Annotated in this window: 9 protein-coding genes; 5 read left to right on the forward strand and 4 right to left on the reverse strand. The window is 36.2% G+C overall.

The window, feature by feature from the left end; all coding sequences use genetic code 11:
- The first annotated feature begins 267 nt into the window (after positions 1-267).
- The 4 genes from E0Y80_RS06160 to E0Y80_RS06175 all read left to right on the forward strand — a co-directional run bounded on the left by E0Y80_RS06160 (position 268) and on the right by E0Y80_RS06175 (position 4,538).
- Complete coding sequence (locus E0Y80_RS06160) at positions 268-1,503, forward strand: ROK family protein (protein WP_156306754.1); 1,236 nt, start codon at positions 268-270, stop codon at positions 1,501-1,503.
- A 100-nt stretch (positions 1,504-1,603) separates the two neighbouring features.
- Positions 1,604-2,368: a 5'-nucleotidase C-terminal domain-containing protein gene (locus E0Y80_RS06165; protein WP_231595975.1), complete on the forward strand. Its 765-nt coding sequence runs from the start codon at positions 1,604-1,606 to the stop codon at positions 2,366-2,368.
- Positions 2,343-3,308, forward strand: a complete 966-nt coding sequence (locus E0Y80_RS06170) for a bifunctional metallophosphatase/5'-nucleotidase (RefSeq protein WP_156306756.1) — start codon at positions 2,343-2,345, stop codon at positions 3,306-3,308. The genes E0Y80_RS06165 and E0Y80_RS06170 overlap by 26 nt, the downstream gene beginning before the upstream one ends.
- An 18-nt stretch (positions 3,309-3,326) precedes the next feature.
- Positions 3,327-4,538, forward strand: coding sequence for an MDR family MFS transporter (locus E0Y80_RS06175; RefSeq protein WP_156306758.1), 1,212 nt, complete (start codon positions 3,327-3,329; stop codon positions 4,536-4,538).
- Between the two features lies 1 nt (position 4,539).
- On the opposite strand, the gene recR is transcribed toward E0Y80_RS06175, so the two are convergent.
- Entirely contained in the window at positions 4,540-5,154 is a 615-nt protein-coding gene (recR, locus tag E0Y80_RS06180; RefSeq protein ID WP_156306759.1) for a recombination mediator RecR, read from the reverse strand.
- Positions 5,155-5,252: 98 nt separating this feature from the next.
- Positions 5,253-6,530: a Gfo/Idh/MocA family protein gene (locus E0Y80_RS06185; RefSeq protein ID WP_156306761.1), complete on the reverse strand. Its 1,278-nt coding sequence runs from the start codon at positions 6,528-6,530 to the stop codon at positions 5,253-5,255.
- Positions 6,531-6,743: 213 nt separating this feature from the next.
- Here E0Y80_RS06185 and E0Y80_RS06190 point away from each other — a divergent pair, with 213 nt between their 5' ends.
- Complete coding sequence (locus E0Y80_RS06190; protein ID WP_156306762.1) at positions 6,744-7,448, forward strand: LOG family protein; 705 nt, start codon at positions 6,744-6,746, stop codon at positions 7,446-7,448.
- Between the two features lie 105 nt (positions 7,449-7,553).
- Here E0Y80_RS06190 and E0Y80_RS06195 read toward each other — a convergent pair whose 3' ends face one another.
- Entirely contained in the window at positions 7,554-8,576 is a 1,023-nt protein-coding gene (locus E0Y80_RS06195; RefSeq protein ID WP_156306764.1) for an SDR family oxidoreductase, read from the reverse strand.
- Positions 8,577-8,692: 116 nt separating this feature from the next.
- Positions 8,693-11,845, reverse strand: a complete 3,153-nt coding sequence (locus tag E0Y80_RS06200; RefSeq protein ID WP_197091499.1) for a TonB-dependent receptor — start codon at positions 11,843-11,845, stop codon at positions 8,693-8,695.
- Positions 11,846-12,187 lie beyond the last annotated feature (342 nt).

Genomic DNA, 12,187 nt, shown 5'->3' on the forward strand with positions numbered 1-12,187 from the left:
TTGGGCATTATCCACCAGCAAGCGAACGGATTATCACCCACACTATCCTGTTAATATTTTTGTCCCACAAACAACTTCTTTAAATCAAATCAATATTAAGGTCTGAATTGTAGCTTTTTTTAATTTTAATATAATTTATTTTATTTATTTTAGATAAATTTTTAAATAATTATTCATTTGTTTAATTTTATAGAATTGATTCTAACAAAACCAAGCCAGAATCTAGTATTAAAAATTTACCATAATTTGTTTAAAACGCAGACGAGCATGAAATTTATAGAAAAGCTTCTTATCAATCCATCGGAATTATCCAAAAAGACCGCAAAATCAGCAAGGAAAAAATTCTTCTTATTAAAGGCTGTGTACGATTTGGACAAAGCTTCTGTAAATGATTTAATGAAACGCTTAGCACTAAGTTTTCCGACATTAAACAACCTTATGGTCGAATTGGTGGATAAGAAGTATTTAACCCAACATGAACGCGGTGAATCATTAGGTGGAAGAAAACCCAATCTTTACCAATTGAGTGACAAACTTTTTAAAGTCCTTACTGTTGAACTTAATCGAAAATCCGCACGTATCTCATTAGTGGACAACAACAGCAATATTATAATTGACTCAAATTATTATCCATTCGAATTATCAACCGATCTTCGGGAACTGCCCGCATTTTTAATGCTCATTCGAAAATTTCTCAAAGACCATAAATTGCTGATGGAGCAAATTTCAGGTTTATCGATTTCCATGCCCGGTTTAGTCGATCGCTATACTGGAGAAAACTTCACCTATTTTTATGAACCAGGATTTAATCTTGAAAAGCACCTTACCCGGGAGTTCAACATCAATACCAAAATAATAAATGATGCAAAAGTTGCTACCCTGGCCGAGCAGTTCTATGGAAAATTAAAATTCAAAAAGGACGCTTTAGTAATCCGTTTAGACTGGGGCATATCCTTAGGAATAATATCAAATGGATCTATATATTATGGCAAAAATGGTTTTTCAGGGGAAATGGGGCATATCAGCTTTGCAGATGATGGAGAATTATGTTACTGTGGTAAAAGAGGATGTTTGGAAACTTTAGTTTCTGGAAATGCCCTAGTAAACAAAGCAACTAAAGATATTGATCTGGGAATTCCTACGCTTATCGTTTCAAAGTACGAGAACAAACAGCTGACTCCTGATCATATTATTCAATCTGCCCTTGATGGGGATCAATATGCCATTCAATTAATTTCTGAACTAGGCAGTAAATTAGGACGTGCAATCGCTCATTTTATGCAGGTCTTCAACCCAGAAACAATTGTCCTATCTGGTAGTTTTGCAAGAACATCCATGCTTATGATTACTCCAATACAACAACAGATTCAAACCTATTCAATGAGCAAGATAGCATCAGGATGTAGCCTACAGGTATCGACTTTAGGAGATAATGGACAAGCCTTTGCCCTAGCTAGGCATTTTGTAAATTGTTATTTTGAAGATCGCCTGGGAATGAACTAAGTAAATACTATCTCAATTATCCATTTATTATTCCAATTTTTAAATTTTATTCTCTTTGGATTCAAGCCAATCTTAATACCTTTGCGTATAATTTTATATCATGAGTTCACAGCTATCAAAGTATAACCTCCTACCCTGGATGGTTTTACTTTTGGTCTTCAGTTCCTGTAAGACTACTTATTATCAGTCTACTGTGACCAACAAACAAATGTTGGCAATCAATAATCAGATTCCTGAAGACAGCATCATAAGTAATTATATCCTTCCCTACAAAAATCAACTGGAAGATAAGATGAATGAAGTTTTGGGACATGCTCCTGAGGCTTTAATCAAGAACCGGAATATTCCTGAATCCAAACTTAGTAATTTCTTTGTTGATGCCTTATTATCAATAGGTCGGAAAGTAGATCCAGATGTTCAGTTCTCACTGGCTACCAAAGATGGAATTCGTGCAGGAATAAAACAGGGAGATGTCACGGTAGGATCTATTTTTGAAGTCATGCCTTTCGAAAATTACATCACCATTCTCGAACTTAAAGGATCAGATGTAAAGGTACTGGCAGACTTTATTGCTGAAACAAATGGTCAACCGGTTGGAAATGTTGAAATGTTAATCAAGGATAAAAAAGTTCAAAGCTTTAAGATTGCTGGTCAGGAAATAGATCCAAATAAGACCTATAAACTTGTCACTTATGACTTCATTGCAAATGGAGGGGACTTAGTAAGAGGTATCAATTCTCCAACCTACAGGTTGACGACCTCTGAAAGGGTTAGGGAAGGTTTGATTGATTATGTCAAGGAATTAACAAAAGCAGGTAAGCAGGTAGAATCAAAATTAGATGGAAGAGTTAAAATCATTGAGTAGAAGGAACTTTATTAAAGCTGTGGTAAGCCTTGGTGCTGCTACAACATTAAGCTCCATTCCATTTTTTGGATACAGTAAATCAAAAGAAGTTAAGATTACTTTTCTTCATACAAATGATGTGCATAGCCGAATAGAACCATATCCGATGGATGGATCAAGATTACAAGGACTTGGTGGAGTAGCACGTCGAAGCACCTTAATCAACAAAATACGATCTGAAGAAAAGAATGTCCTGTTATTTGACGCTGGGGATATGTTTCAAGGGACCCCCTATTTCAATGTTTTTGACGGACAAGTGGAATTAGAATTAATGTCGAAATTAGGATACGATGCTGGAACATTTGGAAATCACGAGTTCGATAATGGATTAGAAGGATTATTAAAGCATTTTGATAAGGCAAATTTTCCATTTGTTACTTCCAATTATGATTTTACCGGCACCATCATGGAAGGAAAAACCAAAGATTACCTCATATTCCAACGTGATGCTGTTAAGATTGGCGTTTTTGCCGTAGGGGTAGATCTAAACGGAATGGTTGATCCAAGGAGTTACCAAGGTGTCAAAATTTCAGACCCTATTGAAGTTGCTGCTAAATACACGCATAAACTAAAGCATGATTTAAAATGTGATTTAATCATTTGCTTATCACATATCGGATATAGTTACGAAACAGAAAAAGTATCGGATTTAATGTTAGCCAAAAACTCAAGACATATTGATTTAATCATTGGTGGACATACCCATACTTTCCTTGACAAACCTACAGAGGTTAAAAACCTAGACAATGAGATTACCCTGGTTAATCAGACAGGATTTTCCGGTGTCAATCTAGGAAGAATTGATTTTATTTTAGACAAGAAGAGGGGAACTAAGAGAAGTATTGCAACTACTTATAGTATCGATAAAAGTTTAGATAGCAACAATGTAAAAATAGCATAACCCTTTTTCCATTATATTTTGAAAGCACTTTTCCGCCTATATATCAATTCCTATAAAGGATTATCGCCTGCAGCGTGGTTATTAGCCTTAGTTATGCTAATCAACCGTGCTGGGTCAATGGTAATACCATTCCTGGGGATTTATATGTCATCGGAATTGGGATTCAGCAAGACCCAAATTGGCTTGGTACTTGGATGTTTTGGATTAGGTTCAGTTTGTGGTTCTTGGCTGGGTGGTTGGCTTACAGATAAATTTGGAAACTTCAAAGTTCAAACTTGGAGCCTAATTTTAGTAATTCCACTTTTTTTAATCCTTCCCCATTTCAGAACCTTTGAAGGTTTAGCAATGATGATATTCATACTGACCTTAGTGGCAGATACCTTTAGACCGGCCAACTCGGTGTCAGTTGCACGATATGCAAAACCCGAAAACATCACTAGAGCTTATTCATTAAACCGGATGGCGGTAAATTTAGGATTTTCAATCGGTCCTGCACTGGGAGGTTTTTTGGCAAAATTTTCCTACAACTGGATATTTTATGGAAATGCTATCGCTGCAGCTTGTGCAGCCATTGTTTTTATTTATTTTTTTAGAAACCGAAAAGCTAGAACCGAAGTTAACCAACACAAAACAATAGCGGAAGAAGCAGACAAACCAGTAAGGAATGCCTATAAAGATGGATTATTTATCATTTTTAACGTGCTTTGTTGTCTCTTTTCAATGGCCTTTTTCCAATTATTAAGCACATTACCCCTATACTATAAAGAGGTTCACAATCTGCATTCAGACCAAATCGGCCTTTTGCTGGGATTCAGCGGTTTGGTTATCGTCCTGTTCGAAATGGTATTGGTTCATGTGGTAGAACATAGATTTTCTGTTAGGCAAATTATGCTTTGGGGAACTACCATCTCAGGAATGTCCTATCTAATGTTGACGGGCAATTTTGGAATGGCCTGGCTATATCTAGCCATGTTCTTCCTTTCAACAGGAGAAATGCTTACCCTACCATTTACAGCAACTGTAGCGATCAATAGAGCGAGCCGCAGTAACCAAGGTGCATACATGGGATTTAATTCCTTATCATTTGCAGCGGCTAATATTTTCTCTCCTTTTTTAGGAACTTTTACAGCCGAACATTTCGGCTATAATACCTTATGGACTGCAGCTGGATTAGTCTTGATTTTCTGTGGAATAGGATTTTACTGGATTATCAGCAAAATGAAAGCTTAAATTATCCAACATTCCTTTCATAAGGTACACGTGTTGCAATAGATCGCCCCAACGTAATTTCATCTACATATTCCAATTCTCCACCGAATGCAATCCCTCTAGCAATCGTACTAATTTGCAAGTTGAATTCTTTCAATTTTCGGTAGAGATAAAATATAGTCGTATCCCCTTCCATCGTCGCACTTAGTGCTAAAATCACTTCTTTAATCTCTCCTGTTCGTACACGATCAATTAAACCTTCAATTTTTAAATCTGCAGGCCCAACACCTTCCATGGGTGAAATTAATCCACCTAAAACATGATATACCCCACTATATTGATTTGTATTCTCAATAGCCATTACATCCCTTGTATCTTCAACAACACAAATTAATCCTTTATCTCTTTTCACTGAAGTACATATTTCGCATTGCTCTAAATCTGAAATATTGAAACAGGTTCTACAATATTTGATATCGCGCTTAAGCTTATCCAGAGATTCCGTAAATTGAGAAACTTCGGCATCTGACTGCTTTAATAAATGGAGAACCAGACGTAATGCAGTCTTCTTTCCAACACCGGGAAGCTTTCCAAATTCCTCAACAGCTTGCTCTAATAATTTTGACGAGAAGTTCATAGCTCAAAATTACGAAAATATTGACCAAAATAATACGCCAGAATTCTTTCGAATATCTGGCGCATCGGTTTATGAAACAAATCTATGTGTGCTCTAAATTAAAAATCCAAATAATCCCATTTTCCTCGATATGGTCTACCCTTCAGTTTGTTTGCAAAAGGATTATCAAAAATTTCTTTTCTTGGATCCCATTTTATAGGTTTCTGAAGTTGATAGGCAATATTGGCAGCATTACAAACAGTTGCTGTTCGGTGACCTATCTCGACATCACAAATCGGCTTTTTGCGACTCTTTATCGAATCGACAAAGTCCTTATAATGATTATCAGAATAATAAACCTTACGGTCCTTTTCTGCAATTTCTAGCTTAGGTAAATTTTGTTTATCGGACCTTAAAAATTCCCTGGAGACTTCAATCTTTCCTTCAGTACCCAAGAATTGTATGGCATTGAAATTACCCCAAGATTTATGATGGACTTTAACCCCATTTTTATAGGTAAAGTACAAACCTTCTTTTGCTTGAGGAATATCCGGAGGTGTAAATGATACAGGCCCAGAACTATCCATTCCTAATGCCCACTGCACAATATCAAACATATGTGCACCCCAATCCGTAATATAACCACCACCAAAACCGTGATATAACCTCCAGTTCGACCATTCTGGTGCACCCAACAAGGGACTTAGAATCGGATTATATCCTCTATACAAGGAAGGACCTACCCAAAAATCCCAATCCAAATGTTCAGGAGCGGTTAAAGAAGGCAAGTCACACTCCTTAACGGGTTCACCTACCGATACATTAACTTCTGTTATTTCACCAATATATCCATTTCGAATTAAGTCAGCAGCCTGTCTAAAGTTATATTGAGATCGTTGCATACTACCCGTCTGCAGAACTCTCTTATGCTTACGGACTGCATTTACCATCGCTCTACCTTCATCGATTGTCAAGGCCAATGGCTTCTCACAATAAATATCTTTTCCAGCTTTGGCAGCGTCAATCACATGCATAGCATGCCAATGATCAGGCGATGCAATAACAACCGCATCAATATCTTTACGGGCTAACAAATCCCTATAATTTCCATATCCTTCTACTTGATGTCCTGATTTAGCAGCATTTAACTTATTGGCTTCCAGTAAAAAATGATCAAGTTTTGTACGGTCAACATCTGCAGCAGCGATCACCATCGTTTCTGGCAGCTTCATTAATCCATGCAATAATGTAGGAACTTGCTTTCCAACACCTATATAACCTAAATTAATCTTATCACTAGGTGCTAAAAAACCATTTCCTCCAAGTACATGACGAGGTAGAATAGTAATTGCAGCTGCACCTACTGCGGTTTTGCCAATAAAGTCTCTTCTATTCATTAGAGGTTTATGAAATTAATAGATGTACACAGGTTTACGTGACATAAATTTATAAAAAGAGTTTAATAATTCAAAATTTCATTGAATTATTTATAAAAAACTATAAAAATAATAACAATATTACTGCTTTAGATAATTTTGATTTAAAATCTTATATTACATCGAAAACGGTGAGCAAACCGCTTTCCTACACTAAAAATAAATGAAGACCACATGGTTAAAGATGATAAAATAAGAAATTCATTTGCCAACAAAACATGGCAAGAAATAAAGGTAAAGGACTCATGGCAAATCTTTAAAATTATGTCTGAGTTTGTGGATGGATTTGAGAAACTGGCTAAAATTGGCCCTTGTGTTTCGATTTTCGGATCCGCTAGAACACCGGATGAGCATAAATACTATCAGATGACTGTGGAAATTGCAAGGTTGCTGGCAGACCGCGGGTACGGTGTGATTTCAGGTGGTGGTCCAGGAATCATGGAAGCAGCCAATAAAGGCGCTTATACTGCCGGAGGAAAATCCGTAGGTCTAAATATCGAACTTCCCCATGAACAATTCCATAATAAATACATTGACCGCGACAAATTATTAGAGTTTAATTACTTCTTTGTCCGTAAAGTCATGTTCATGAAATACTCCCAAGGATATATCGTTCTTCCGGGCGGATTCGGAACGATGGATGAATTATTTGAAGCAGTAACCTTAATCCAAACCGGAAAAATCGCAAGGTTTCCAATCGTTTTGGTAGGATCAGAATATTGGAACGGACTATTTGATTGGATAAAAAACACCATGCTTGGTAATAAATATATTAGCGAGGAAGACCTTAATCTCTATAGAATGGTTGACACCGCTGAAGAAGCAACTGAACATATCTTTAGATTCTATGATAAGTATCTGTTGAAACCTAACTTTTAATTAATTTCATAGTTTCCATGATCTATCATTTTGGATACATGGAAACTCTTTTTATTTAACCACTTACTTTGCTGGCGCAAGAAAGTGGTTAATAAATATATTTCATTAAACTATCTTAAGATCAAATAAGTTATTAGCTGTTGCTAATACGGCTTCTTCTGCTGATCGAGGTTTCCATCCAAGCATTTTAATAGCTTTCTCATTACTTGCTTTCTTGACCATCCCTAAATAAGGAGCGACAGCCTTTAGTTTTGGATTGAAGTTTCCAAGTAATTTGATAAGCCAATTCGGTAATTCCTTGGTTGGAACCTTTGCTGCTCGTTCTCCTAAATTATTATGGAGAACTTTAGCCGTTTCCAATAGAGATAGGTCTCCAGCGGTGGCAATAAATCGTTGACCTTTCGCCTGAGGTAGGGTCATTGCTTTATAATGAAGGTCCGCAACATCCCGTACATCTACATATCCTGAAATAATTTTTGGACAGGCTTTCATTCCGCCGTTTAACATGGTCTTAATATTTTGTATTGAATGGGAAAAATCTTCTGCCAAAATTGGCCCTAAAACACCTGTAGGATTAACAACTGCTAACTCCATCCCATCCCCTTCATTTTCTATAAAATCCCAAGCGGCCTTTTCAGAAAGTGTTTTTGATTTTTGATAAGGAAAAACCGTTTCATTCAAAACGGTCCAATCTTCCTCAGTGTAGGGAGTTGTCTTTACTGTTCCATAACCAATAGCTCCAAATGCAGAAGTTAGTACCACCCTTTTTACTCCAGCCTTCTTTGCAGCCCTAAGAACATATAATACCCCATTTCTTGCAGGAATAACAAAATCATCCTCTGATGTTGCATTGGTAAAAGGGGTTGGAGACGCAACATGAATTACATATTGGCATCCTTCAGCAGCAGGAATCCAACTTGATTCATTATCCAAATCAGCCTCAACAAAGGATAAATCATCAAATGAATCCACATCACCCTGCCTTAACATATTCTTTACTAATTCAGCTTTAGCCAAGGACCGTAACGAAGCCTTAACCTTATAGCCATTTTTTAATAAACTGATTATACAATAGGATGCAATGAAACCGGACCCCCCAGTTACCAATACTGTTTCTTTCTCATTCATTATTTTGAATTTATTAATAGTTCTTTCGACAACATTTAAAATTTAAAATTGTTTTAGGCACAAAAAAAATCCCTTAGTAAATTACTAAGGGATTTATATCTAAGGTTAGTTAAATCTTAGTTGAAGATATAACGGATACCAATTTGTCCTTGCCATCTAGATGCTAAGTCAGAAACAGAATATGGTTGGTTGTCTGTAGGAGCTTTGAAAGTAAATCCTTCTTGAGTAACCGCACCAGAACTATTTGTTCTTCTTACATAATTCACAAGAGTTAATGCTTGATTACTTACGTAATAGTTTCTACCCCACTCTTTGTTCAACAAGTTACCAACGTTGAATACGTCAAATGTAATTTGTAATCTGTTTTTGTTTCCTTTGATAAGTGCACCGATGTCCTGAGTGATTCTTAAGTCAAATTGATGTTGCCATGGCATAAATGAACCATTTCTTTCAACATATTGACCTCTTCTTGAAGAAAGGTATTTATCAGAATTGATGTACTCATCAAGCGCTTTCCATTGATCTTCCGGAGAAGTAGTTGTACCACCCGAAGTTAACGGAATTAATTTGATGTCAGCAGCAGTTCTTGGTACGTACAATAAGTCGTTTGAGAAAGCATTGTCACCATTCAAATCACCATTGTATAGGTATGTGAAAGGTTGTCCTGAATTTCCTGCATAGAATAAGTTAATTCCAGTTGCGAACATATTGTCACGACCATAGTTGATGGTATATCCAACATTACCAATCACACGGTGCTTAATATTGAAGATTGAATTTGTTAAATCTGGACTGTTCGGATTGTTAACAATTTGTACAAATTCCCAGTTAGATAATGCTGTACTACTTGCACCATCATTTACAGATTTTGAACCTCCATTTGTATAGGCTACCATTGCGCTAAAACCATTATTAAACGATTTCGACAATTGAGCAGTTAGGCTATACGTATAACCTTTATTTGAGTTATCCATTAAGATAACATTGGTAAAGTCACCACTATTAACTCTGCTTCCTCTGTAAGAAGGACGTAAGTCAGCTCCATTCGATAACTCAGTAGGAACAGTTCCGTTCTCACCTTTAATATTAATATCCGAATAAACGATGTTGTTAATAGTTTTAGAATAGATACCTTCTAAGGTTGCCGTAATACCATAAGGTAATTTGAAATCACCTGCTAAGTTAAAACGAGCGACTTGAGGGATTTTGAAATCTTCGTTTACTAAGTTAACCTCAGCGCGAGTTGATCCAGAACCCATATTCTTTTGATTCTCAATATTTGGATCAAAACCATTTCCAGCATTAATTTTATCACCTGAAGCGTCAACAGTTCCAAATAACATTCCGCTGTTTGTAAATTGATTTGATAACCAAACAAAAGGAACACGACCTGTAAAGATACCAGCACCACCACGGATAATGATAGAACGGTCACCTTGAACATCATAGTTGAATCCTAGACGAGGAGCCCACAATAATTTTCCACTCGGTGTATTGTCAGTTCTGTATCCTGGAAATGAAGCTTCAATTTTTTCATTTCTTAAAGGTTTGTCACCAATGATAGGAACATCAACACGAATACCGTAAGTTAACTTTAAATTATCGATGAATTCAGATTCCCCTTGAGCATAGAACCCAAGCTGTGCTGCCGAGAATTCAGCAGATGGTCTGTCATTTCCAGCGATTAATGAATAGGTTGCTCTAACTCTATCTGGTTTGTTGTTGATATAATCTTCAACACTCTTGAAGTCCCAACGGCCATTTAAGTTATTAATGAATAAGTTCTTGAAACTGAAAAATTCATTGTGAGTACCAAAAGTGAAGGTATGTTTACCTTTGTACCATTTGAAATTATTGGTAAACTCAAAAATATTTTGATCTAATGAGTTAGCAACTGAAGATCTTTGAGAACCGAATTCTGCAGAGTTCGATGATTTACCATCCAAATTAGAAATGGTAATCTGAGGGAATAAGCCACCTGCAATTTCTCTACTGTCTCTAATCGCTGAATACCCAACGATTAAGTTGTTCGAGAATTGGTTATTGAAATTACTTCTTAATTCCGCAACCGTTACATGCTGTTTGTTAGCAAATTGGTACGCATTATTTCCAAATCTGAAGAAAGAACCTGAACGGCTAATATTGTCATCAAAAGCATCAATAAAGTTATAACGAACAGATAATGAATGTTTTTCATTAATGTTCCAATCAACTTTAGTAAAGATCTTGTTGTTTTGAGTTCTTACATCTGTAGGACCGTATGAACCTACATCATATCCATAAGTATCTAAAGTGTGTTTAGCGATTAAAGCAGCAGTTGCATCAGAGATTGCAGATCCTGGTTCACCAGCATTATTTGCTAATGGTGCAGATCTTCTTCCCATTTCACCATTCACAAAGAAGAATAATTTGTCTTTAATGATAGGACCACCAATTCTGAAACCATATTGATTGTCAGAGAATTTAGTGGATTTTTCATCAGTAAACACGTTTTTACCGATTGTATTCTGATTTCTGAAGAAGGTATAAACAGATCCTTCAACTGTGTTTGTTCCTGATCGCGTTACTGCGTTAACACCACCACCAGTGAAGTTACCTTGGGTAACGTCATAAGGAGCAAGAACAACTTGAATTTGTTGAATCGCATCCAAAGATATAGGTTGAGTACTAGCTTGTCCACCCGGTGTACCAGATCCAGCTAAACCAAACACATCATTATTAACAGCACCATCAATGGTAATGTTATTATAACGATTGTTCGCTCCTCCAAATGAATTACTTCCTGTAGCTTGTGGAGTTAGACGAGTAAAATCCTGTAAACTTCTACTTAAAGTCGGAAGTGATTCTAATTGTTGTTTACTGATTACAGTCGATGCACCAGTTTTTTCTTCTCCGGCTCTTTTACCAACTACTGTAATTTCATCGATTTCTGTACCCACAGATTCACCGAAAACTGGGTTTAAAACAAATGGTTGACCTAATTGTAAGTACACGTCTTCGTAAACGATAGGGTTTTGACCGATATATGTAATTTCAATACGGTAAGGACCGCCAACACGCATATTGGCTAGATTAAAACGTCCAGCCTCATTTGCAGAACCCGTGTAGGTTGTTCCAGATGGTGTGTGGACTGCTTTGATTGTAGCTCCTGAAGTTGTCGTTCCATTTGTTTGGGTCACAACACCAGTCATACTACTTGTGGTAACCTGAGCTTGGATGGTTCCATAACTTGCAAGTACCAGAGCAAAGAAAAGTAAAGATTTCTTCATACGGTTTGTTATTAATTCTGCACAAAAGTAAAAAGTCAGAATGACTTTCAATGTTTGTTAACATAAACTTAATATTCTCACAACCACCTTTTTGCATTTATTTGGCTTATTCGAGTAAACAAAAATTGAAATACTAAATAGTTTTCTAAACAACTACCTGTATTAATTGAAAATTTTATAACGAAACCGATTGTAAATTGATATTTTAACAAAATTTAACACTCTCAAAAATGTGGAAAAGTTTTTTCCTTTTTCTATTTTTTTAACAGTTTCCGCAACAACTAAATGGAAATTTCAGCGAATTCCTTGAACTTTTAATCATCTTTTAATATTTAATAGCTG

The sequence above is a fragment of the Sphingobacterium endophyticum genome, assembly GCF_009733535.1.
Classification (GTDB): domain Bacteria; phylum Bacteroidota; class Bacteroidia; order Sphingobacteriales; family Sphingobacteriaceae; genus Sphingobacterium; species Sphingobacterium endophyticum.

Coding starts and splice junctions, on each gene's coding strand:
- E0Y80_RS06200 (WP_197091499.1), bottom strand. CDS start 11,845: ATGAAGAAATCTTTACTTTTCTTTGCTCTGGTACTTGCAAGTTATGGA.
- E0Y80_RS06190 (WP_156306762.1), top strand. CDS start 6,744: ATGGTTAAAGATGATAAAATAAGAAATTCATTTGCCAACAAAACATGG.
- E0Y80_RS06160 (WP_156306754.1), top strand. CDS start 268: ATGAAATTTATAGAAAAGCTTCTTATCAATCCATCGGAATTATCCAAA.
- recR (WP_156306759.1), bottom strand. CDS start 5,154: ATGAACTTCTCGTCAAAATTATTAGAGCAAGCTGTTGAGGAATTTGGA.
- E0Y80_RS06195 (WP_156306764.1), bottom strand. CDS start 8,576: ATGAATGAGAAAGAAACAGTATTGGTAACTGGGGGGTCCGGTTTCATT.
- E0Y80_RS06165 (WP_231595975.1), top strand. CDS start 1,604: ATGAGTTCACAGCTATCAAAGTATAACCTCCTACCCTGGATGGTTTTA.
- E0Y80_RS06170 (WP_156306756.1), top strand. CDS start 2,343: ATGGAAGAGTTAAAATCATTGAGTAGAAGGAACTTTATTAAAGCTGTG.
- E0Y80_RS06185 (WP_156306761.1), bottom strand. CDS start 6,530: ATGAATAGAAGAGACTTTATTGGCAAAACCGCAGTAGGTGCAGCTGCA.